This is a genomic window from Paracoccus solventivorans (genome assembly GCF_900142875.1).
Lineage (GTDB): Bacteria > Pseudomonadota > Alphaproteobacteria > Rhodobacterales > Rhodobacteraceae > Paracoccus > Paracoccus solventivorans.
On sequence record NZ_FRCK01000003.1, the window covers coordinates 58,290 to 79,887 of the forward strand.

Genomic DNA, 21,598 nt, shown 5'->3' on the forward strand with positions numbered 1-21,598 from the left:
GGAGGAACCATGGAAGGCTTCATTGCAACAGGGCTGATCGGCATCAGCCTGGGGTCTCAATACACCCTGCTCGCGCTTGGGTTCACGCTGATCTTCGGCATCCTGGGGGTGGTGAACTTCGCGCATGGCGGCTTTTACGTGATGGGCGGCTATGTCGCCTATTACTGCACCTCGATGCTGGGCCTGTCCTACCCGGTCGCGCTGCTGATCGCGGTGGGCAGCACGGCGATGCTGGGATGGCTGTTCGAGACGCTGATCCTCGAGCGCGTGATCGAGGATCACCAGGCCACCTTGATGGTCACGATGGGGTTCTACCTTGTCATGGCCACCGCGATCCTGATGATCTTCGGGGCTGAATCGCCCGAGTTCTCTTTCCCCATCGCGGGGGTCTGGCGGGCGGGCGGCGTCTATTTCCCTTACGCGAACATGGTCGTGCTGGGGGTCTGCCTTGCTGCAATCGTCCTAGTCTACTGGCTGGTCTACCGCACCAATCTGGGCCGCGCCATGCGCGCCATGGCCGAGGATCGCGCGGTGGCCAGCGCGCTGGGGATGCGGACGAAAGTGCTGTTCCCCTTTGCCTTCGCGCTGGCGACCGGGCTTGCCGGGCTGACCGGGGCGCTGGTGACCCCGATCCTCGCGCTGGCGCCGCATGTCGGCGACCCGGTGCTGGCGTTCTCGTTCCTGACGGTGATCCTGGGCGGCCTTGGCAGCGTGACCGGGGCCACCGTCGCCGCCTTCATCGTCGGCCTCGTGGAAGCCTATGCCGCCGTCTATCTGGGCGGCTCCAAGGGGGCGCTGACGCTGTTCGTCCTGGTGCTGATCATCCTGGTGATCCGGCCGCAGGGCCTGCTGGGCAAGGAGGTCCGTCGCGCATGACCACCGCCGCAGCAACGATTTCGGGCTATCTGAAACAGAAGGCGCCGTTCTTCGGCAGCCACGAATGGATCACGCTGGGGCTGGTTCTGCTGGCCTTTGCCATCCCGGCGCTGACCACTAATCCGCAGGCCCTGTCCCAGGCCAATCTGATCCTGATCGCCGCCACGGCCGCGCTGGGCGTCTACATCATGCTGCGGCTGGACCTGATGAGCTTTGCCGTCCCCTCGTTCATGGCGATCGGCGGCTACACGGTGGCGGTCCTGTCGCTGCGGCTGGGGGTGACAGATGTGGTCGTGCTGGGGCTGGCGGCCTTTCTGGTGCCGGCGCTTTGCGCGGTTCCGCTGGGCTGGCTGATCCTGCGGCTCAAGGGCGTCTATTTCGTGCTGGTCACCTTCGTCCTGACCGAGATCGTGCAGCTGCTGCTGTTCGAGGCGGCGCCCCTGACCGGCGGCTCGAACGGTCTGGTGGGAATGCCCGCGGTCCGCTTCTTCGGCTTCGAGCTGTGGGACAACTCGCATGTGCTGCTGACCACGACCGGGCTGGCCTTTGCCGGCTTCCTGGTCACCGCCATCTTCACGCGGCGGTTCCGCTACGAATTCGCGGCCATCGAAAAGAACGACGTCCTGGCCGAAAGCCTGGGGCTGGCCTGCTGGAAATACAAGGCCATGGCCTTCGCGGTCGCGGCGGGGGTGTCCGGGCTTGCGGGGTTTGCGCTGGTCAACATGCTGATGACGGCGCATCCGACCTCTTTCGCGCCGATGTCCTCGGTCAACTACATCACCTACACGATCGTGGGCGGCAAGGGCTCGATCCTGGGCACGCTGGTGGGGGCGATCCTGCTGGTCTCGGCCACCGACTACTTCGCGCTGCGCGGCGAGCTGTCGCCGGGGCTGTTCGGGCTGCTGATCATCGTCGTGACCCTGCTGGCCCGCGGCGGCGTGATCGGCACCGTGACGACGCTGATCGGGTCGCTGCGCGCCAGGGGAAGCCGCTGGCTGGGGAATGGCCCCGCCCGCAAGGCGCCGAAGGGGGATATCCGATGACTGCGGTTCCCCAGCTTCCGGCCGAGGCGCTTTACGCCGAGCGGATGTCCAAGTCCTTCGGCGGGCTGAAGGTCTTTCACGATGTCAGCTTCACCCTGCAGCCCGGCGGGCTTCTGGGGGTGATCGGGCCCAACGGCGCCGGCAAGACCACGATGATCAACATCATCTCGGGCCGGCTGGCCGCCAGCTCGGGGCAGGTGCGGCTGGGCGAGACCCGGATCGACGGCCGCCCGGTCTATGACAATGCCGGCCGCGGTCTGGTGCGCAGCTTTCAGCAGACCGCCACCTTCAGCGGCCATAGCGTCAGCGACAACCTGCGCTCGGCCGTGCGCTTTGCCCGCAGGGATCTATCGGTGCTGGAGCGGCTGGCGCCGCTGCTGGAGCAGTTCGGCCTGGTCGAGAACTGGAATCGCCACGCCGAGGTGCTGCCCTACGGGCTGCAAAAGATGCTGGGGCTGACCATGGCGCTGGCGACGCAGCCCCGGATCCTGCTGCTGGACGAGCCGGCGGCGGGGCTTGAGAAATCCGAGCGCAGCAACATCGACGCCTATGTCGGCTTCGCGCAGCGCGAGTTCGGCTGCGGCGTGCTGCTGGTCGAACACGACATGGAGCTGATCCGCCGCCTGTGCCCCGAGGTCATCGTGCTGGACGGCGGCAGGCTGATCGCCACCGGCTCTCCGGACGAGGTGCTGAACCGCAAGGACGTGATCGACGCCTATCTGGGCGGCGGCGACGAGGAGGACGGCGATGCTGAGCATTGAGGATCTTCATGTCGCCTATGGCGGCACCCGGGCGGTCGACGGGGTGACGCTGCAGGTCGAGGCGGGCCAGACCGTGCTGCTGATCGGCGCGAACGGCGCCGGCAAGTCCAGCCTCATCAATTCGGTGATCGGGCTGGTGCGCCATTCCCGCGGCCGCATCCGCTTTGACGGGCGCGACATCTCCGCCATGCCCAGCGATGCCCGGGCCAGGGCGGGGATAGGCTATTCCCCCGAGGGCCGGCGGGTCTTCGCCGCGATGTCGGTCAAGGATAATGTGCTGGCCGGGGCCGCGCGGCTGTCGGCGCGCGAACAGGCGGCGCGCTGGGACCGGATGGTCGCCAGCTTCCGCTTTCTGGGCGAACGCCAGTCGCAGCCGGCCGGAGAGCTGAGCGGGGGCCAGCAGCAGCTGGTCGCCATCGCCCGCGCCATGGGCGGGGCGCCCCGGCTTCTGCTGCTTGACGAGCCGTTTCTGGGGCTGGCGCCGGTCTGGATCCAGCAGATCTCGGCCGCCGTGCGGCAGATGCAGGACGAGGGGATCGCGGTGCTGATGACCGAGCAGATGGCCCGGCCGGCGCTGAAGATCGCCCATTACGGACATGTCATGCGCTCGGGGCAGATCCGCCGCTCGGGACTGACGTCAGAGATCAGGGGGGCGGCGCTGGCAGAGGAATATCTCTGATCCCCGCCCGCCCCGCAAAGGAGACGATGTTTTGACAAATACCGCACCGCTCGCCGGTCTAACCATTCTGGAACTGGGCCACTCGGTGGCCGGCCCCTATGCCGGGCTGATCCTGGCCGAGCTGGGGGCCAGGGTGATCAAGGTCGAGAACCCCGAGACGGGCGATTACGCCCGCGGCTGGGGGCCGCCCTTTCTGGATGACGACGCCACCGCCTTCCACGCCCTCAACCGCGGCAAGGAAAGCGTGACGCTGGATTTTTCGGACCCCGAGCAGCTCGGGCTGCTGCGCCGGCTGATCGCCCGGGCGGATGCGGTGATCCAGAACCTGCGCCCCGGGCTGCTGGCCAAGTTCGGCATCGACGTGGCGGAAGTGCGGGCAGAGCACCCCGAGCTGATCTGGTGCGACATCGGCGCGTTCGGCAAGTCGGGGCCGCTGGCGGCCAAGCCGGGCTACGATCCGCTGGCGCAGGCCTCGTCCGGGATCATGTCGGTGACCGGCGAGGCGGACCGGCCGCCGGTGCGGGTCGGGGTGTCGCTGGTCGACATGGGCTCGGGGATGTGGACGGTGATCGGCCTGCTCGCCGCGCTGGTCGAGCGGCAGAAGACCGGGCAGGGGGCGCATGTCGCGACCTCGCTTTTCGAGACGGGGCTGGCCTGGATGACCATTCCGCTGGCCGCCCATGCCGTCTCGGGCGAGGTGCGCAAGCCGCATGGCTCGGGGCTGGCCGAGATCGTGCCCTATCAGGCGTTCGAGGCCGCCGATGGCCAGGTGATGATCGCCGCCGGCAACGACCGGCTGTTCGCCCGCCTGTGCGAGGCAATCCCCGGCCTTGCCGGGTTGGGCGCGGATGAGCGTTTCCGGCAGAACCGCGGCCGCGTGATGCTGCGCGACGAGCTGATCCCGCAGATCGAGGCGGCGATCGGGCGGCTGCGCGTGGCCGAGGTCGCGGCGCTGCTTGACGCCGCGCAGGTGCCGAACTGCCCGCTTCTGCGCGTCGATCAGGTCTGGACCCATCCGCAGACCGAGGCGGTCGGCATCCTGACCCCGGCGGGCGGTCACCGCTGGGTGGGGCTACCCTTTTCCATCGACGACCATCGCCCGTCCTCGGGCGGGGTGGCGCCGCGGCTTGGCGCGCAGGACCAGACAATCCGGCAGGAATTGCAATGACACAAGCATATGAAACCCTTCTGGTCGAACGCATCGACGACCATGTTCTGCTGTTGACGCTGAACCGGCCCCAGGCCGCCAATGCGATGAACACCCGCATGGGCGAAGAGCTGATGGACCTGTTCGAGCGCTTTCAGCTGGACAGCGACGGGGTGCGCGCCATCGTGGTGACCGGGGCCGGCGACAAGGCATTCTGCGCCGGCGGCGACCTGAAAGAGCGCAACGGCATGAGCGATGCGCAATGGCTGCGCCAGCACGCCATGTTCGAGCGCATGCTGCGCGCCATCATCGCCTGTCCGATCCCGGTGATCGGAGCGATCAACGGCGCGGCCTATGGCGGCGGCTGCGAGATCACCGCGGCGCTGGATTTCGCCTATGCCGCGGACAACGCCCGCTTTGCGCTGACCGAGGTCACGCTGGGGATCATGCCGGGCGCCGGCGGCACCCAGAACCTGCCCCGCGCCATGGGCGAGCGGCGCGCCAAGGAGGTGATCCTGACCGGGCTGCCGTTCACGGCCGCCGACGCCTGCGACTGGGGGCTGGTCAACCGCGTCCTGCCGCAGGCGGAACTGCTGGATGCGGCACTGGCCATCGCGCGGCGCATCGCCGGCAATGCGCCGATCTCGGTGCGCCAGGCCAAGCAGTCGATCACCCGCGGGATGCAGATGTCGCTGGCCGACGGGCTCGCCTTCGAGATCGAGTGCTACAACCGCATGGTCAGCACCGAGGACCGGCTGGAAGGCATCCGCGCCTTCAACGAAAAGCGCAAACCGCAATTCCGGGGGGTCTGAGATGGCAGAACGGGTAACCCTGCGCGAGGTCGGGCTGCGCGACGGCATCCAGATGGCGGCCAGATTCCTTCCCACCGAACGCAAGCGCGAATGGGCGTTCCGGCTGCGCGATGCCGGGCTGCGCGAGATCGAACTGACCTCTTTCGTGCCGGCCAAGGTGGTGCCGCAATTCGCCGATGCCGCGGAACTGGCCCGGGTCGTCCCGGAACTGGACGGGGTGGTCGCCTCGGCGCTGGTCCCGAACCTGAAGGGCGCGGAAAACGCCCTGGCGGCGGGCATAAGGCATCTCAATTTCGTGCTGTCGATTTCCGAGGCGCACAGCCTTGCCAATGTGCGGCGCACCACCGACGAGGCCATCGCCGAGTTCCACCGCATCGTGGCGCTGAAGGACAGCGTCGCCGGGCGCGACATGGTGCTGGGCGTCGGGCTTGCCACCAGTTTCGGCTGCACCCTTCAGGGGGCGGTCGATCCCGGCCGCGTCCTTGAAGTGGCCCGGATCGTGGTTGCGGGCGGCGCGGACGAGCTGATCGTCGCGGATACGGTCGGCTACGGCAATCCGGCGCAGGTGCGCGACATGCTGCCGCCGATCATCGACATCGCCGCCGGCCGCCGGGTGATCTGCCATTTCCACGACACGCGGGGCCTTGGCCTCGCCAATGTCGCGGCGGCGCTGGAAACCGGGGTGCGGGCGTTCGACAGCTCGCTTGCCGGTCTGGGGGGCTGTCCCTTCGCCCCCGGCGCCACCGGCAACATCAACACCGAAGACACCGCCTTCATGCTGGAAAGCATGGGCTTTGCCACCGGGATCGACATCGGCGCCCTGCTGGATCTGCGCCGCGACGTCGAAAGCTGGCTGGGGGATGAGCGCTATAGCGGCGCCATCGCCCGCGCCGGATTGCCCAAGACCTATCAGCCCGTTGCATGAAAGACCCGCAGGAATGAACCAGGACCCCGTCAGCCTCGACCTTGGCGAAGACTATCCCGAACTTCGCGACTCGATCCGCCGCATCTGCGCCCGCTATCCGCTGGACTACTGGGCCCGGCTGGATGAAGAGTCGGGCTATCCGACCGAGTTCGTGGCGGAACTGACCGAAGGCGGGTTCCTTGCGGCGCTGATCCCCGAGGAATATGGTGGCGCCGGCCTGCCCCTGCGGGCGGCGGCCGTGGTCCTTGAGGAGATCAACGCCAGCGGCTGTCAGGCCAGCCCCGCCCATGCGCAGATGTACATCATGGGCACGCTGCTGCGCCACGGAACCGAGGAACAGAAGCGCAAATACCTGCCGGAAATCGCCGCGGGCACGCTGCGGCTGCAAGCCTTCGGCGTGACCGAGCCGACCACGGGTTCCGACACCACCCAGCTCAAGACCCGCGCGGTGCGGGATGGCGACCATTACGTGATCGACGGCCAGAAGGTCTTCACCTCGCGCGCGCTCTATTCCGACCTGATGCTGCTGCTGGCGCGCACCACGCCGCTGGACCAGGTGGCGAAAAAGACCGACGGCATCTCGGTCTTCCTGATCGACCTGCGCGAGGCGCGCGGCAACGGCGTCGAGATCCGCCCGATCCGGGCGCTGATGAACCACAACACCACCGAGGTCTTCATCGAGAACCTGCGGGTCCCCGCCTCGGCGCTGGTGGGTGAAGAGGGCAGGGGCTTTCGCTACATCCTCGACGGCATGAATGCCGAGCGGATCCTGGTCGCCTCGGAATGCGTGGGCGACGGGCGCTACATGATCCGGCGCGCGGTGGAATATGCCGGCGAGCGGGTGGTGTTCGGCCGGCCGATCGGCGCGAACCAGGGGGTGCAGTTCCCCATCGCCCGCGCCCATGTCGAGCTTGAGGCCGCCGATCTGATGGCCCGCAAGGCGGCGGCGTTGTTCGACGCCCACCAGCCCTGCGGGGCCGAGGCGAACATGGCCAAGCATCTGGCCGCCGAGGCGACCTGGAAGGCCGCCGATACCGCGCTGCAGACCTTTGGCGGCTTCGGCTACGCCAGCGAATACGGGATCGAGCGCAAATGGCGCGAATGCCGGATCTACCAGACCGCGCCGATCTCGACCAACCTGGTGCTGGCTTATGTGGGGCAGCACGTCCTCGGCCTGCCGCGGTCCTATTGAGGCGGCCATGGACAGCATCACCCTGAAGGCTGCGCAATTCGTCACCGGCTTCGATGCCGGCACGGCGCCCGAGGCCGCCCGGCACGCGGCGCGGATCGGCTTTGTCGACTGCATCGGCTGCATGCTGGCCGGCGCGGCAGAACCCGCCGTCGAACTGGCGGCGGTGATCGCCACGCCCATGCCGGGCAGCAACGAGGCGGCGCCCGCCGTCAACGGCAGGTTCTACGGCGCCGGGGATGCGGCGCTGATCAACGGCGTGGCCGGGCATGTGCTGGATTTCGACGATGTGGCGCTGGCCGGCCATCCCAGCACCGTGCTGGTGCCGACGATCCTGGCGCTGGGCCATGAGCGGCACTCGACCGGCGCCGAGGCGCTGGCCGCCTGGCTGGCCGGTTATGAGCTTTGGGCGCATCTGGACGAGATCGAGCCCGGCCATCTGCACGACCGCGGCTTTCACCCGACCGCGGTGATGGGGACGCTGGCCTGCGCCGCGGCGGCGGCAAGGCTGCTGGGGCTGAACGTCGGACAGACCCGGCACGCTCTGGCGATCGCGGCCTCGCTGGCCGCGGGGCTGGTGGCGAACTTCGGCTCGATGACGAAATCGCTGCACGCCGGGCGGACCGCGCAATCGGGCATCCATGCCGCGCGGCTGGCAAGCGCCGGCTATACCGGCAGCGCCGATGTGTTCGAGCATCGCACCGGGTTCCTGCGCGCCTTTTCGCCCTCGGGGACACCGCAGCTGGACCCGGCCGGGTTTCGGATCGGAGAGGTCTCGCTGGCCGAAAGATACGGGGTCAATCTCAAGCGCTACCCGACCTGCTATGCCACCCATCGCGCGCTGGACGCGATGCTGGATCTGGTCCGGCAGCACGATCTTGCACCCGATACGGTTGAAACGATCCACGTCCACACCGGCGCCACGCAAAAGCTGATGCTGCGCAACAGCCGCCCGCAGACCGGGCTGGAGGCCAAGTTCTCGATGGAGTTCGCCATGGCCGGGGCGGTCGTGCAGCGCCGGCTGGGGCTGGACGAGCTGACCGACGGCTTCGTGCAGCGCCCCGAGGTGCAGGCGCTGCTGGAACGGGTCGAGGTCACCGCCAGCGAGGACAAGGCCGGCGCCGACCTGCCGAATGCGCCCTTCGATCTGGTCTGGGTCGATACCACCGACGGCCGGGTCCTGCGCCACGCGCCGGTCGCACACGCGCGCGGCAGCTGGCAGTTGCCGCTGGAGCGCGCGGAAATCCGCGACAAGTTCCTGGATTGCGCCAGCCGCAAGCTGCCGCAGGCGCGTGCGGGGCAGCTGTTCGACAGGCTCTGGGCGCTGGAAGATATCCGCGATTTGCGTGAGATAGCACTGATATGATTTCGCGTCCCCGCCGTTCGGGCGGCGGGGCACCCCTCTGCAGTCAAGATGCGAAGGCCAAGATGAACCAGCTGCCGACACGACAGATCCCCGGCGTCTACCATCGTCGCTTCGGCGAGGTGCTGGTGACCGCCTTGTCCGACGGCTTCGTCGAAATGGGCTACGATATCTTCCGCGAGTTCTCGCGCGACGAGGTGGACCGGATGATGGCGCGCGATCACCGCCTCTCGCCGCCCCGCATCTCGGTCAACTGCTTTCTTCTGCGCGGCCCGATGGGGCGGGTGCTGATCGACACCGGCTCGCAGGACAATTTCGGCCCCACCGCGGGCAAGCTGTTTGAAAACCTTGCCGCCGCGGGCGTGGATCCGGCCAGCATCGAGCATGTGCTGCTGACCCATTGCCACCCGGACCATTCCGCCGGGCTGACCGATACGCGGGACGGCAGGCGCCTGTTCCCCAATGCCCGGCTGATCGTGAACCGCAAGGAGATCGCGCATTGGTTTTCGGACGAGGAACGCGACCGCGCGGATGAGCGCAAGCGGCTGCGCTATTTCGACTGGACGCGCGCGCAGGTCGGCCCCTATCGCGACGCCGGGCTGCTGGACGAGGCCGGGGACGGCGACGAGGTGCTGCCGGGCATCACCCTGCTGGAATGCGCCGGCCACACGCCCGGCCATTCGACCTGGGCGATCCGTTCGCAGGGGCGGCAGATGATCGTCTGGGGCGATCTCGCCCATGTCCCCGAGGTGCAGGTGGCGCGTCCCGGCGTCTCGATGAGCTTCGATCATGACCCCGACCTGGCGGCGCGCAACCGGATCGCGCTTTTGCAGCGCATCCATGACGAGGACATGCTGGTCGCCGGGATGCATATCCATTTTCCCGGCTTCGGATGGCTTATGCGCGACGGCGACGGCTGGCGTATCGCGACCGAGCAATGGGCCTTCGAGATCTGAGCGGAAAAGGGCAGGACATGGCACGAACCCCCACCATCCGCGAGGTCGCGAAACTGGCGAAAGTGTCGATCGGCACGGTGTCGCGGGTCATCAACGAGGCGACGGACGTCACCCCGCATATCCGCAAGGCCGTCGAAAGCGCCATCGAGGAACTGGGCTACGTGCCCAATGCCGCCGCGAAATCCATGCGGATGGGGCGCAGCCGCACGGTGGGGTGCATCCTGCGCGAGATCAACATCGCCCAGCTGGGCGGCTTCGTCTCGACCGCGCAGAACGCGTTCATGGAGGCGGGCTACGCCCTGCTGATCGCCAATTCCGAAGGGCGCCGCCAGCGCGAGATCGAGCTTTTGCGCAGCTTTTCCTCGGGGCAGGTCGACGGGGTGCTGATGGGCCCCTACACCCCCATTGAGGGCGAGTTCGAAGAGATCCTGCGCGACCTGCCAGTGCCGCTGGTGATGATCGACCGCGACCAGCCGGCGTGGTGCGAGGCGGTCTATGCCGACCACGAGGGCGGAACCCACAAGGCCACCAGCCATCTGCTGCGCCTGGGCCATCGCCGCATCGCCATCCTGACCGGCCCGCGCCAGCTGCACCCCGGTGCCGCCCGCGTGCGGGGGTTCCTGCAGGCCCATGCCGACATGGGGATCGAGGCGGACCCCGCGCTGATCGTGGCCGAAAGCTTTCTGCGCGACCATGCCTATCGCGCCACATCCTCGCTGCTGGGGCTGTCGAAACCGCCCACCGCGATCATCGCCGGCGGCATCGACATGCTGTCGGGCGTGCTGCGCGCCATCCGGACCCGCGGCCTGTCGATTCCCGACGATATTTCCGTGGTCGGATCGGGGCGCAACGACCTGAGCGACCTGCACCAGCCCCCGATCGGGGTCGTAAGCTGGGACCAGAACGAGGTGGGGGCAACGGCGGCGTCGCTGCTGCTCGACCTGATCACCCACGGCAAGAGGGAGGAGCCGCGCCGTGTCATCATACCCACGAGTTTCGACCCCCAAGGGTCCTGCATGCCGCCGCGCCAGGCGGAAGGCCGGGACTGAGGGGCAGCGCCGCGGCCGCTGAGCCCGGCGTAACGCCAAGATCTGCACATGCCGGGCGCCCTGCGGGGCGGGCGGGACCGGGCGGCCGCTGCGTCGCCCGGAACGGATATCTGCGTTCGCGGTGACGCAGCGCTGAATGGAGAGGTTGCAATGGCCAGCGAAGTCAGACTTTTCACCCCTTTCACCCTGCGCGGCGTGACGCTGAAGAATCGTGTCGTCATCTCGCCCATGGGCACCTATTGCGCCGAGAACGGCCGGCTTCAGCCGTTCCATCACACCCATTATCCCGGCTTCGCGATGGGCGGCGCGGGGCTGGTCATGGTCGAGCAGACCTCGATCACCCGGCGCGGCCGGATTACCAACGGCGATCTGGGCATGTGGGAGGACGGGCAGATCGAGGGGATGCGCGCCCTGGCCAGCCACGTGAAAGCCTATGGCGCCCGCATCGGCATCCAGCTGAACCACGGCGGCCGCAAAAGCGCGATGCAGCGGGCGTTCCGCGGCAACGGTCCGCTGACCGAACGCGACCTGGCCGCCGGCGAAGAGATCTGGACCCCGCTGGCGCCCTCGGCCCTGCCCCTGGGCGAAGGCTGGCAGACCCCAGAGGAAATCACCGCCGGGCAGCTTGACGGGTTGCGCGATGCCTGGGTCGCGGCGGCGCGGCGGGCGGTTCTTGCCGGCTTCGACCTGATCGAGATCCACATGGCGCATGGCTATCTGTTGCAGAATTTCCTGTCGCCGCTCGCGAACCAGCGCCAGGACGGCTACGGCGGCAGCCTGGAAAACCGGATGTGCTTTCCGCTGGAGGTGGTCCGCGCCGTGCGCGAGGTCGTGCCCGCGTCCATGCCGCTGTTCGCCCGCATCTCGGCGACCGACTGGATCGACGGCGGCTGGACCATCGACGACAGCATCGTGCTGGCGCGGGCGCTGCAAGAGGCCGGGATCGACCTGATCGACTGCTCGTCCGGCGGCAACCTGCGCACCGGCGCGACCAATTCCAGCCTCGGGCGCGGCCCGGGCTATCAGGTGCCCTTTGCCGACCGCATCCGCGCCGAGGCGGGTGTGGCTACGGCCGCGGTCGGCATGATCCGCACCCCGGAGTTCGCCGAGCGCATCCTGCAGGCCGGGCAGGCGGATCTGATCTGCATCGCCCGGCAGGCGCTGTTCGATCCGTTCTGGGCGCATCATGCGGCCGAGACGCTGGGGGTCAATCAGGGCTTTGCCGACTGGACGCCGCAATATGGCTGGTGGCTGGAAAAATGGGCCAAGGCGCTGGCCGCCAATGGTGAATCGCCCATGGGCCCCGAGGTCTTCCCCCGGGCCGCCAACGCGGAGGCCTGACATGACCATCAGGATCTGGCACCAGTCCGTCAACGAACTGACCCGCATCGCGGCCTACAAGCGCGGCATCGAGGACCATGCCGGCCGCTTTCTGGGCAAGGATGCCGAGGTTCACGTCCACGGCCTTGCCGAGGGCACCTATGGCGAACTCAGCCCCAGCGACGCGCTGGGCAACGCCTATCTTTACCACCGCGTTCTGGGCCCCATCGTCGAACAGGCGGTCGAGGCCGAGCGCCAAGGCTACGACGCCTTCGTCATGGGCTCGTTCAGCGAACCCTATCTGCGCGAGATGCGTACGGCGGTCGACATCCCCGTGGTGTCGCTGACCGAGGCGGCACTGCTGACCGGCTGCGCGCTGGGCACAAGGATCGGGCTGATCTCGAACTCGCCCAATGTGGCCTACATGACCCGGCTGTCGGTGGCCAAGCATCATCTCGAGGCGCGGGTGACCGCCGTCACCTCGCTGGTGCCGGGCATGGACGAATACGCGCTGATCGCGGCGCGCGACGAGCCTTCGGCGCTGATCGATGCCTTTACCCGCACCGCCCGCGACCTGATCGCCGACGGCGCCGAGGTGATCGTGCCGGCCGAAGGGGTCATGGCCGAGATCCTGGCCGCCCGCGGCCTGACCCGGATCGACGATGCGGTCGTCCTGGACGTCTTTGCCGCTGCCTGGGTGCAGGCGCTGGGGCTGGTGCGGCTGCGGCGCGGGCTGTCGGTCACCGTCAGCCGCGCCTGGGCCTACAGCCGGGGCGGCAACTGAAACGAACCGGGGAGGAGGAACCCGAACATGGCATCTGCCGGAAACATGATTGGCGAGTATCTGGGAAGCTTCGCCGGGCGTGAGATCGCGCCGCCGGTCCGCGACAAGGCGCTGATGTGCCTGCTCGACACGCTCGGGCTTGCGGTGTCGGCCCGCGGCGAGCCGACCGCGCGGGCGGCGCTGGCCCTGTCGCGGCCGCTGCCCGAGGACAGCCCCGGCAGCGCCGCCGCCTGGATTTCGGGCGCGCGGTTGTCGCCGTCCGAGGCGGCCTTCGCCAATGGCGTCGCGGCGCACGCCCATTTTCAGGACGACACCGACATGCCGTCCTGGACCCATCCCGGCTCGCTGGTGCCGCCCGCGGTGCTGGCGCTGGCCGAGCGCGAGGGGGCCAGCCTGGAAACCGCCTTGCGCGGGTTGATCGCGGGCTACAGCGTGATCAACTGGCTGGGCCGCGACGAGGTGGTGGCGCGCCGGCTGATCGCCCGCGGCTTTCGCACCAGCCCCAGTTTCGGAACCATCGCCGCGGCTGCCGGGGCGGCGGTGGTGCTGGGGCTTGATCCGGCGCAGGCGGCCTCGGCGGTTTCCATCGCCGCCTCGACCACCGGCGGTACGCTGGAGCCGGTGCGGGCCGGGGCCGACGAATGGCGCGTCCAGAACGGCCGGGCCGCCCAAGGCGGGCTGATCGCGGCGCTGCTGGCGCAGGCCGGCGTGCAGGGCGCCCCCCAGGCGCTGGACGGGCCCAGGGGCTTTCTGGCCACGCTGGCCGGGATGGATACCCGCCCCGATGTCTGGGAAAGCCCGCCCGATCCCGCCATCATGCTGGAAATCCTGTGCAAACCCTACGCCACGCTGGGCGACAACATGCCGGCGGCCATGGCGGCGCAGAAGCATTTCCAGGACGGCGTCGACCCGCAGGCCATCGAGGCGATCGAGGTCACGCTGTGGAAGCCCTTCACCGAATATCCCGGCACCAATTACAAGGGCCCGTTCGAGCGGCTGGTGCAATGCCAGGCCAGCACCGCCTTTGCGGTCGCGACCATGCTGACCCAGGGCGACATCACCTATGAAATGGGCAACAGCCTGCGCGCCGATCCGGCGGTCCTGAACCTCGTCGCGCGCACCACCGTCATCCCGGACGACCCGATCGGCCCGCTGGATGCGCGGGTGGTGCTGGTGATGAAGGACGGCAGCCGGCGCGAGGCGGTGACGGCGGATGTCCCGCGCGAGCTGATCTTCCTGACCCGGGACCGGGCGCTGTCGGTCTTTGACGCGCGGCTGGCGGCGGCAGGCGCCGCCCCGGGCGCGGGCAGGGCGCTTGGCGAGACGCTGTTTGCCGAGGGCGGCGGCGAGCTTCCGGCCAGCGCGGCGCTGGCCGCGATCCGGGGGCTCTGGGCATGAACATGATCGCCAGAGCCGAAACCCCGCTGTTGTTCCGCCCGTGGACGGTGCGGGGCGTGACCCTGAAGAACCGCATCGTGGTGTCGCCCATGGGCACCTACAGCGCCGAGGACGGCCGGCTGACCCCGTTCCAGTTCGCGCATTACCAGCGCATGGCGATGGGCGGCGCCGGGCTGGTCATCATGGAGCAGACCTTCGTCACCCGGGCCGGGCGGGTCTCGAACGGCGATCCGGGGCTTTGGGCCGATAGCCATATCGAGCCGATGGCGCGGCTGGTCAGCGAGATGAAGCGCTACGGCGCGAAAACCGCCATCCAGATCAGCCATGGCGGCCGCAAGGGCGGCCAGCAGCGCGCGCATGAGGGCAACGGCCCGATCGGCGAGCGCGATCTGGCCGCCGGCAACGAGCGGCTGTTCCCGATCGGCCCCTCGGCGCTGCCGCTGGCCGAGGGCTGGCTGACCCCCGTCGCGATGAGCGAGGCGCAGATCGAGGGGGTGATCGACGCCTTTGTCGCCGGGGCGCGCCGCGCCATCCTGGCCGGCTTCGACCTGCTGGAGCTGCATCTGGCGCATGGCTACCTGTTGCAAAGCTTCCTGTCGCCGCTGGCCAACCAGCGCCAGGATCGCTGGGGCGGCAGCCTGGAAAACCGCATGCGCCTGCCGCTGACGGTGGTGCGGGCGCTGCGCGGGATCATGCCGGATTCGATGCCCCTGTTCGCCCGGCTGTCGGTGACGGACTGGATCGACGGCGGCTGGACCGAGGACGACAGCATCGTGCTGGCGCGCGAATTGCGGGCGGCCGGGGTCGATCTGATCGACTGTTCCTCGGGCGGCAACATGCGGGCGGGGGCCACCAATTCCAACCTTGCGCGCGGGCCGGGCTATCAGGTCGCGCTGTCCGACCGGCTGCGGCGCGAGACCGGGATGCCGACGGCGGCGGTCGGAATGATCCGCAGCCCCGCCTATGCCGAGCGGTTGCTGCAAGAGGGCAGGGCCGACCTGATCTGCATCGGCCGCCAGATGCTGTTCAATCCGTTCTGGGCGCGCCACGCCGCCTGGCAGATGGGGGTCGATCCGGGCTTTGCCGACTGGCCGGAACCCTATGGCTGGTGGCTGGACAAATGGGCGCGGGCGCTGGCCGCGGCCGGGGAAGACCCCCTCGGCCCCGAGCATTTCCCGCCGGAGGAGCCGTGATGATGAACTGGGGCGAAGAACTCGCGCCCTTGCGGCAACGCTATGGCGCGCGGATCGGCATCGTGGATGCGGACGGCCAGCACCGCATCGGCGACGTGCTTGACCGGGCCGCAGGCATCGCGGACGAGTTGCGGCGCCTCGGGTTCGGGCCGGGGGATTTCGTCGCCACGGTGTTTCACAATTCCGCCCTTGCCGCCGCGGCCAGCTATGCCGTCGCATTGGCCGGGGCCACCGAGGTCCCGGCCAACCCCGCGCTGAGCGAGGCCGAGCTGACCCATGTCATGGCCTGCAGCACCGCCCGCCTTGCGCTGGTCGACGGGGCGGACCCCTTGCCCGCCATCCCGGCGCGGCTGCTGAACGTGCGCGCCATCGCGCCGCGGCCCCTGACCCCCGAAGGCTGGCCGGAGGTCGCGCCGGACGCGCCCTCGCGGATCGTGTTCACCAGCGGCACCACCGGCCCGGCCAAGGGGGCGATCCACAGCCATCGCGGGCGCTGGGCCGGCACGCTGATGCTGCGCGCGGCGCTGCCGCTGCTGCCGGACGGCGCGAACCGCATCCTGCTGATGACGCCGTTTTCGCATGGCAGCTCGCTGCTGACCTTTGCCTTTATGGCCGAGGGGGCCAGCGTGCATCTGTTGCGGGGTGTCGATCCCGAAACGGTGCTGCCGCTGCTGGCCTCGGGCGCGATCACCGAGGTTTTCGCGCCGCCCACCGTGCTGGCAAAGCTGACCGCCGCCGCAGCCGCGCCGGAACATACCGGCCGGCACTGGCCCTTGCGCATGATCCTGACCGGCACCGCGCCGCTGACGCCGCTGACCTACCGGCGCGCGGTCGATTGCTTCGGCCCGATCATCCGCGTCACCTATGGCAAGAGCGAAATCTTCAACCCGATCACCGTCCTCGATCCCGCCGAGACCGCCGAGGTCTATGCCCAGGGCGAGGCGGCAGGCGAGGGGCTTTGCGTAGGCTGGCCCGCCACCGGCGTGCGTATCGCCATCCGCGACGAGACGGGCGACGCGCTGCCGCAAGGCGAGACCGGCCGTATCCACCTGTTCAGCCCGCATCTGTCGCAGGGCTACATGACGCTTGACGGCCCGCGCATGTTGGCGCCCGGCGAGTATCACGATACCGGCGATCTTGGCCGCATCGACGCGCGCGGGCGGCTGTTCCTGGTCTCGCGCCAGTCGGACATGATGAAGACCGGCGGCTACAAGGTCTCGCCCGACGAGGTCGAGCGCGCGCTGGCCCCGCATCTGCCGGAAACCGAGCTGATCGTGCTGGGCTATCCGTCGGACTACTGGGGCGAGATCGTCACGCTGGTGGCCGCCAACCCGCCGCCGGACTGGCTGGACCGGCTGCAACCGGCGCTGCGGGAACTGACCGGCTACAAGCGGCCCCGGCTGTTCGTCACCATCGACGAGCTGCCCCGCAACAGCATCGGCAAGATCGCCCGCGCCCAGCTACGCCGCTGGATCGGTGCGCATTACCAGCTGGTGGAACAGCCGCGCCCGCAGCTGCGGCCCCGCCTTGCCGGGGTGGACCAATGACCGGTTTCCAGCAGGTGCCGGCCGTCTATCACCGCCTGGTCGGGGACTGCCTGGTGACCACGCTCTGCGACGGCTACATGGCCTATGACACGCTGGAAATCATGCGCGACGCCGATCACGCCAAGCTGCGCCGGTTCCTTCAGGCCGAAACCCGCGTCTGCCCGCCGGTGGTCTCGATCAATACCTTCCTGATCCGCGACGGGACGCGGGTGATCCTGGTCGACTGCGGCTCGGGCGGGATCATGGGGCCGACCTGCGGCCGGCTGCCCGAGCTGATGGCGCATCTCGGCGTGGCACCCGGGGCGGTCACGGATATCCTGCTGACCCATGTCCACCCCGACCACTCCTGCGGGCTGACCGATCCCGCAAGCGGGCGGAAACTATTTCCGAATGCACGCCTGCATCTGCACCGGGCCGAGATCGACCACTGGTTCGACGACGCGGCCCGCGCCCGCGCCACCGAGCGGCAGAAGCGGGTCTATTTCGACGCGGCCCGCATCCAGCTTGGCCCCTGGCTTGCCGATGGCTCGGCCCGCCCCTTTACCGAGCGGCACGAGGTGCTGCCCGGGATCACCGCCTTGCCCTCGACCGGCCACACGCCGGGGCACAGCTGCTATATCCTGCGCTCGCGCGGCGAGGCGATGATCGTCTGGGGCGATACCGTCCATATCCCCGAGGTCCAGCTGGGCGATCCCGGCGTGGGCATGATCTTCGACAGCGACTCGGCCGCCGCGGCGCTGTCCCGGCAGCGCATCCTGCAGCTTTGCGTCGATGAGGATCTGCTGGTCGCGGGGATGCATATCCATTTCCCCGGCTTTGCCCGGATCCGCAGGGGCTACGAGGGCGCGTTCCGTTTCGTTCAGGAACAATGGTTCCACGCGCCCAACCACGGCCACGACCCCGCGGTCTGGCAGCCGCCCCGCGCGAAGGAGCAAGGATGAACACGATGTGGATCTGCCATTCCCCGCAGCCGGGCGGCCCGGAAGCGCTGCGCTTTCTGACCGCGCCGCGCCCGCAGCCCGGCCCCGCTCAGGTGCTGATCCGGGTCGGCGCGGTGGGCGTGAACCGGCTGGACGCGATGCAGCGGGCGGGAAACTATCCGCTGCCGCCCGGCGTCAACCCGGTGCTGGGGGTCGAGGTCGGCGGCGAGGTGATCGCCACCGGCCCCGAGGTCCATGGGATCACCGTGGGCATGCGGGTCGCGGCCCTGCTGGAGGGCGGCGGCTATGCCGAGTTCGCCTGCGCCGATCATCGCCATGTCGTCCCGGTGCCGCCGGACTGGGACGATATCCGCGCGGCCGCCGTCATCGAGACCTTCTGCACCGCCCATGAAACCCTGTTCGAACTGTCGCGCCTTGCCCCGGGCGAGCGGGTGCTGATCCACGCCGGCGGCTCGGCCGTCGGCAGCACCGCGATCCGCATGGCGCAGGCGGTCGGGGCCGAGATCGCCACCACCACCGGGCGCGAGGACAAGGCGGCACGGCTGCGGGCGATGGGTGTGCCGCATGTGCTGAACTATCGCGAAGGCGACTTTGCGACGGCCCTGCGGGAAATCTGGCCCGAGGGGGTCGATGTGATCGAGGATTTCGTCGGCCCCGCCTATCTGGCGCGCCACATCGACCTGCTGCGCTGGCGCGGGCGGCTGGCCTTTGTCGGGCTGCTCAGCCAGGGCACGGCAGAGCTGGATATCGCCCGGGTGCTGACCCGGATGATCCAGCTGCGCGGCTTTACCCTGCGGCCGCATTCGGTGGCGGAAAAGGCTGCGGTGGTGGCGCGGTTCCGCCAGCGCTGGCTGCCGGAACTGGCCGCCGGCCGCATCGCGCCGGAAATCCACGCGGTGCTGCCCTTCCGCGATGCGGCAGAGGCGCATCGCATTCTCGAAACCGCCGATAATTTCGGCAAGATCATCCTGCGGATGTGATCCCGGCACGGATACGAAAGGCCACCGACCATGTTGCTGTCGCAAATGAGAACCCCCGAGGGGACGATCAGGGTCCTGCTGCGCGAGGATGGCGGCCCCGCCCGGGAACTGCCCGAGGCCGAAAGCCTTTATGCGCTGGCGATGCAGGCGATCGCCCGGGACATCCCGCTGGCCGCGCTGATCGAGGGGCTTGCGCAAGGCGCCGCCCACGACCCCGAGGAGCTGGCCCGCGACAACCGCTACCTGCCGCCGCTGACCCATCCCGATCCGGCGCATCTGCATCTGAGCGGGACCGGGCTGACCCATCTCGGCTCGGCCGCCACAAGGGCCGAGATGCATGGCAAGCTGCAGCAGGAAACCGACATGACGGATTCCATGCGCATGTTCCGCATGGGGCTCGAGGGTGGCAAGCCCGCGGGCGGAGAGGTGGGGGTGCAGCCGGAATGGTTCTACAAGGGCAACGGCCATAATCTGGCGGCGCCGGGTGCGGCGCTGGTGTCGCCGGCCTTCGGCGAGGACCTGGGCGAAGAACCGGAACTGGCCGGCATCTACGTGGTCGGCCCGGACCGCCGCCCGTGGCGGCTGGGGTTCGCGCTGGCCAACGAGTTTTCGGATCACGTCACCGAACGGGGCAACTACCTGTGGCTGGCCCATTCCAAGCTGCGCCCGGCCAGTTTCGGCCCCGAAATCCGGCTGGGCGATTGCCCGCCGGATGTGCGCGGCACCAGCCGGATCCTGCGCGACGACCGGCCGATCTGGGAAAAGCCGTTCCTGACCGGAGAGGTCAACATGTCCCACAGCCTTTCCAATCTGGAACATCATCATTTCAAATACGAGCTGTTCCGCCAGCCCGGCGACGTGCATGTGCATTTCTTCGGCACTGCCACCCTGTCGTTTGCCGACGGGGTCAGGGTGCTGCCGGGCGATATCTTTGAAATCTCGGCCCCCGGCTTCGGCGTCGCCCTGCGCAACAGCGTCACCACCGCCCCGGCGCGGGACGCAGCCGACATCGCGCCGCGGGCGCTGTGACGCGGGCCTTGCGCCGGAAATGAGGCCACGCTTGCGGCCGGCCCCGCCGGCGCGGCCATGCCGGAAGCCGCCCCAATGCTGGCCCTATACCATCCGGCAATCTGGCTCTATCTTCCTGGCCGGTTTCGGCGCAATCAAGGATGGACCCCCTCTCATTCCCCGGAACCGCAGCCATGTCCCTTGACCTTTCCCAGAACGACCTGTCGCATGTGGTCGAGGCCGATCGCGCCCATGTCTGGCACCATCTCAGCCAGCACAAACCCTATGAAACCTCGGACCCGCGGGTGTTTGTCGAGGGGAAGGGGATGCGGCTCTGGGATACGAAGGGCAGGGAATACCTCGATGCCGTCTCGGGCGGCGTCTGGACGGTAAACGTGGGCTACGGCCGCGAAAGCATCGCCAATGCGGTGCGCGACCAGCTGCTGCGGCTGAACTATTACGCCGGGGCCGCCGGCAACGTGCCCGCGGCGCTGTTCGCCGAAAAGCTGGTGGAGCGGATGCCGGGCCTGACCCGGGTCTATTATTCCAACTCGGGCTCCGAGGCGAACGAGAAGGCCTACAAGATGGTGCGCCAGATCGCGCATCGCCACTACAAGGGCAAGAAGTGGAAGATCCTCTACCGCGAGCGGGACTATCACGGCACCACCATCGGCACGCTCGCCACCTCGGGGCAGCCGCAGCGGGCCGAGCAATACGGCCCCTATCCCGACGGCTTCGTGATGGTTCCGCACTGCCTTGAATACCGCAAGCAATGGGATGTCGAGAATTACGGCCAGCGCGCCGCGGATGCCATCGAAGAGGTGATCCTGCGCGAAGGCCCCGATACCGTCGGTGCCATCGTGCTGGAACCGGTCACCGCCGGCGGCGGCGTGATCGTGCCGCCCGAGGGCTACTGGCAGCGCGTGCAGGAGATCTGCCGCAAATACGACATCCTGCTGCATATCGACGAGGTGGTCTGCGGGCTGGGCCGCACCGGCAGCTGGTTCGGCTATCAGCAATACGGGATCGAGCCGGATTTCGTCACCATGGCCAAGGGGTTGGCCTCGGGCTACGCGGCGATTTCCTGCACCGTCACCACCGAGCGGGTGTTCGAGATGTTCAAGGACGACCCCGCCGACCCGATGAGCTATTTCCGCGACATCTCGACCTTTGGCGGCTGCACCTCGGGTCCGGCGGCGGCGCTGGAAAACATGCGCATCATCGAGGACGAGGGGCTGCTGGCCAATACCGAGGCGATGGGCGAGCGTTGCCTGGCCAACCTGCAGGCGCTGATGGACAAGCACAAGGTGATCGGCGACGTGCGCGGCAAGGGGCTGTTCCTGGGGGCCGAGCTGGTCGCCGACCGCACCACGAAAGAGCCGCTGGACGAAAAGCGCGTGCAGGCGGTGGTGGCCGACTGCCTGGCGCAGGGGGTGATCATCGGGGCGACCAACCGCTCGCTGCCGGGGCTGAACAACACGCTGTGCCTGTCGCCCGCGCTGATCGCCACGCCCGACGACATCGACCGCATCACCGACGCCATCGACGCGGCGCTGGGGCGGCTGGCGGCCTGACGCTTGATCCGCGGCGGTATTCCGGGGACTGATGGACCCCGACACCGCCGCGG

At 68.7% G+C, this 21,598-nt stretch carries 20 protein-coding genes; all 20 read left to right on the forward strand.

The genetic code is table 11. The annotated features are described in order from the left end of the window. Positions 1–9: 9 nt before the first annotated feature. The 20 genes from BUB57_RS06110 to tpa all read left to right on the forward strand — a co-directional run bounded on the left by BUB57_RS06110 (position 10) and on the right by tpa (position 21,545). Positions 10–876, forward strand: a complete 867-nt coding sequence (locus tag BUB57_RS06110; RefSeq protein ID WP_073063864.1) for a branched-chain amino acid ABC transporter permease — start codon at positions 10–12, stop codon at positions 874–876. Then, positions 873–1,919, forward strand: a complete 1,047-nt coding sequence (locus BUB57_RS06115; protein ID WP_073063867.1) for a branched-chain amino acid ABC transporter permease — start codon at positions 873–875, stop codon at positions 1,917–1,919. The genes BUB57_RS06110 and BUB57_RS06115 overlap by 4 nt, the downstream gene beginning before the upstream one ends. Further along, the gene (locus BUB57_RS06120; RefSeq protein ID WP_084731997.1) at positions 1,916–2,680 is read left to right on the forward strand and encodes an ABC transporter ATP-binding protein; all 765 of its coding nucleotides are present in this window, start codon (positions 1,916–1,918) and stop codon (positions 2,678–2,680) included. The genes BUB57_RS06115 and BUB57_RS06120 overlap by 4 nt, the downstream gene beginning before the upstream one ends. Continuing rightward, positions 2,667–3,359, forward strand: coding sequence for an ABC transporter ATP-binding protein (locus BUB57_RS06125; protein WP_073064692.1), 693 nt, complete (start codon positions 2,667–2,669; stop codon positions 3,357–3,359). Before BUB57_RS06120 ends, BUB57_RS06125 begins: the two co-directional genes overlap by 14 nt. Before the next feature lie 31 nt (positions 3,360–3,390). Then, positions 3,391–4,527: a CaiB/BaiF CoA transferase family protein gene (locus tag BUB57_RS06130; RefSeq protein WP_073063870.1), complete on the forward strand. Its 1,137-nt coding sequence runs from the start codon at positions 3,391–3,393 to the stop codon at positions 4,525–4,527. Then, entirely contained in the window at positions 4,524–5,318 is a 795-nt protein-coding gene (locus tag BUB57_RS06135) for an enoyl-CoA hydratase-related protein (protein WP_073063873.1), read from the forward strand. The genes BUB57_RS06130 and BUB57_RS06135 overlap by 4 nt, the downstream gene beginning before the upstream one ends. A 1-nt stretch (position 5,319) precedes the next feature. Beyond that, positions 5,320–6,243: a hydroxymethylglutaryl-CoA lyase gene (locus BUB57_RS06140; protein ID WP_073063875.1), complete on the forward strand. Its 924-nt coding sequence runs from the start codon at positions 5,320–5,322 to the stop codon at positions 6,241–6,243. Positions 6,244–6,256: 13 nt separating this feature from the next. Then, the gene (locus tag BUB57_RS06145) at positions 6,257–7,435 is read left to right on the forward strand and encodes an acyl-CoA dehydrogenase family protein (RefSeq protein WP_073063878.1); all 1,179 of its coding nucleotides are present in this window, start codon (positions 6,257–6,259) and stop codon (positions 7,433–7,435) included. Between the two features lie 7 nt (positions 7,436–7,442). Next, positions 7,443–8,798 carry an MmgE/PrpD family protein gene (locus tag BUB57_RS06150; RefSeq protein WP_073063882.1) on the forward strand — a complete coding sequence of 452 codons (1,356 nt, stop codon included), beginning with the start codon at positions 7,443–7,445 and terminating at the stop codon, positions 8,796–8,798. A 62-nt stretch (positions 8,799–8,860) separates the two neighbouring features. Then, positions 8,861–9,751 carry an MBL fold metallo-hydrolase gene (locus BUB57_RS06155; protein WP_073063885.1) on the forward strand — a complete coding sequence of 297 codons (891 nt, stop codon included), beginning with the start codon at positions 8,861–8,863 and terminating at the stop codon, positions 9,749–9,751. Between the two features lie 17 nt (positions 9,752–9,768). Continuing rightward, positions 9,769–10,800 carry a LacI family DNA-binding transcriptional regulator gene (locus BUB57_RS06160; RefSeq protein ID WP_200796424.1) on the forward strand — a complete coding sequence of 344 codons (1,032 nt, stop codon included), beginning with the start codon at positions 9,769–9,771 and terminating at the stop codon, positions 10,798–10,800. A gap of 150 nt (positions 10,801–10,950) precedes the next feature. Beyond that, entirely contained in the window at positions 10,951–12,141 is a 1,191-nt protein-coding gene (locus BUB57_RS06165) for an NADH:flavin oxidoreductase/NADH oxidase (protein ID WP_073063891.1), read from the forward strand. A 1-nt stretch (position 12,142) separates the two neighbouring features. After that, positions 12,143–12,904: an aspartate/glutamate racemase family protein gene (locus tag BUB57_RS06170; RefSeq protein WP_073063893.1), complete on the forward strand. Its 762-nt coding sequence runs from the start codon at positions 12,143–12,145 to the stop codon at positions 12,902–12,904. 27 nt (positions 12,905–12,931) lie between these two features. Beyond that, positions 12,932–14,302: an MmgE/PrpD family protein gene (locus tag BUB57_RS06175; RefSeq protein WP_073063896.1), complete on the forward strand. Its 1,371-nt coding sequence runs from the start codon at positions 12,932–12,934 to the stop codon at positions 14,300–14,302. Continuing rightward, positions 14,299–15,495: an NADH:flavin oxidoreductase/NADH oxidase gene (locus BUB57_RS06180; protein WP_234952000.1), complete on the forward strand. Its 1,197-nt coding sequence runs from the start codon at positions 14,299–14,301 to the stop codon at positions 15,493–15,495. The genes BUB57_RS06175 and BUB57_RS06180 overlap by 4 nt, the downstream gene beginning before the upstream one ends. Beyond that, positions 15,495–17,042, forward strand: a complete 1,548-nt coding sequence (locus BUB57_RS06185) for a class I adenylate-forming enzyme family protein (RefSeq protein WP_073063899.1) — start codon at positions 15,495–15,497, stop codon at positions 17,040–17,042. The genes BUB57_RS06180 and BUB57_RS06185 overlap by 1 nt, the downstream gene beginning before the upstream one ends. Beyond that, the gene (locus BUB57_RS06190) at positions 17,039–17,983 is read left to right on the forward strand and encodes an MBL fold metallo-hydrolase (protein ID WP_073063902.1); all 945 of its coding nucleotides are present in this window, start codon (positions 17,039–17,041) and stop codon (positions 17,981–17,983) included. The genes BUB57_RS06185 and BUB57_RS06190 overlap by 4 nt, the downstream gene beginning before the upstream one ends. Then, positions 17,980–18,963 (forward strand): NAD(P)H-quinone oxidoreductase, encoded by a 984-nt coding sequence (locus tag BUB57_RS06195; RefSeq protein ID WP_159435561.1) that lies wholly within the window; start codon positions 17,980–17,982, stop codon positions 18,961–18,963. Before BUB57_RS06190 ends, BUB57_RS06195 begins: the two co-directional genes overlap by 4 nt. A gap of 30 nt (positions 18,964–18,993) precedes the next feature. Further along, complete coding sequence (araD1, locus tag BUB57_RS06200) at positions 18,994–19,992, forward strand: AraD1 family protein (RefSeq protein ID WP_073063909.1); 999 nt, start codon at positions 18,994–18,996, stop codon at positions 19,990–19,992. 173 nt (positions 19,993–20,165) lie between these two features. Then, positions 20,166–21,545, forward strand: coding sequence for a hypotaurine--pyruvate aminotransferase Tpa (gene tpa / locus BUB57_RS06205; RefSeq protein ID WP_073063912.1), 1,380 nt, complete (start codon positions 20,166–20,168; stop codon positions 21,543–21,545). Positions 21,546–21,598 lie beyond the last annotated feature (53 nt).

What these genes read in the sequence shown, in the direction of transcription:
- tpa (WP_073063912.1), top strand. Translation starts at nt 20,166, where the DNA reads ATGTCCCTTGACCTTTCCCAGAACGACCTGTCGCATGTGGTCGAGGCC.
- BUB57_RS06145 (WP_073063878.1), top strand. Translation starts at nt 6,257, where the DNA reads ATGAACCAGGACCCCGTCAGCCTCGACCTTGGCGAAGACTATCCCGAA.
- BUB57_RS06175 (WP_073063896.1), top strand. Translation starts at nt 12,932, where the DNA reads ATGGCATCTGCCGGAAACATGATTGGCGAGTATCTGGGAAGCTTCGCC.
- BUB57_RS06135 (WP_073063873.1), top strand. Translation starts at nt 4,524, where the DNA reads ATGACACAAGCATATGAAACCCTTCTGGTCGAACGCATCGACGACCAT.
- araD1 (WP_073063909.1), top strand. Translation starts at nt 18,994, where the DNA reads ATGTTGCTGTCGCAAATGAGAACCCCCGAGGGGACGATCAGGGTCCTG.
- BUB57_RS06180 (WP_234952000.1), top strand. Translation starts at nt 14,299, where the DNA reads ATGAACATGATCGCCAGAGCCGAAACCCCGCTGTTGTTCCGCCCGTGG.
- BUB57_RS06140 (WP_073063875.1), top strand. Translation starts at nt 5,320, where the DNA reads ATGGCAGAACGGGTAACCCTGCGCGAGGTCGGGCTGCGCGACGGCATC.
- BUB57_RS06155 (WP_073063885.1), top strand. Translation starts at nt 8,861, where the DNA reads ATGAACCAGCTGCCGACACGACAGATCCCCGGCGTCTACCATCGTCGC.
- BUB57_RS06125 (WP_073064692.1), top strand. Translation starts at nt 2,667, where the DNA reads ATGCTGAGCATTGAGGATCTTCATGTCGCCTATGGCGGCACCCGGGCG.
- BUB57_RS06110 (WP_073063864.1), top strand. Translation starts at nt 10, where the DNA reads ATGGAAGGCTTCATTGCAACAGGGCTGATCGGCATCAGCCTGGGGTCT.
- BUB57_RS06150 (WP_073063882.1), top strand. Translation starts at nt 7,443, where the DNA reads ATGGACAGCATCACCCTGAAGGCTGCGCAATTCGTCACCGGCTTCGAT.
- BUB57_RS06165 (WP_073063891.1), top strand. Translation starts at nt 10,951, where the DNA reads ATGGCCAGCGAAGTCAGACTTTTCACCCCTTTCACCCTGCGCGGCGTG.
- BUB57_RS06160 (WP_200796424.1), top strand. Translation starts at nt 9,769, where the DNA reads ATGGCACGAACCCCCACCATCCGCGAGGTCGCGAAACTGGCGAAAGTG.
- BUB57_RS06190 (WP_073063902.1), top strand. Translation starts at nt 17,039, where the DNA reads ATGACCGGTTTCCAGCAGGTGCCGGCCGTCTATCACCGCCTGGTCGGG.
- BUB57_RS06115 (WP_073063867.1), top strand. Translation starts at nt 873, where the DNA reads ATGACCACCGCCGCAGCAACGATTTCGGGCTATCTGAAACAGAAGGCG.
- BUB57_RS06185 (WP_073063899.1), top strand. Translation starts at nt 15,495, where the DNA reads ATGATGAACTGGGGCGAAGAACTCGCGCCCTTGCGGCAACGCTATGGC.
- BUB57_RS06195 (WP_159435561.1), top strand. Translation starts at nt 17,980, where the DNA reads ATGAACACGATGTGGATCTGCCATTCCCCGCAGCCGGGCGGCCCGGAA.
- BUB57_RS06170 (WP_073063893.1), top strand. Translation starts at nt 12,143, where the DNA reads ATGACCATCAGGATCTGGCACCAGTCCGTCAACGAACTGACCCGCATC.
- BUB57_RS06120 (WP_084731997.1), top strand. Translation starts at nt 1,916, where the DNA reads ATGACTGCGGTTCCCCAGCTTCCGGCCGAGGCGCTTTACGCCGAGCGG.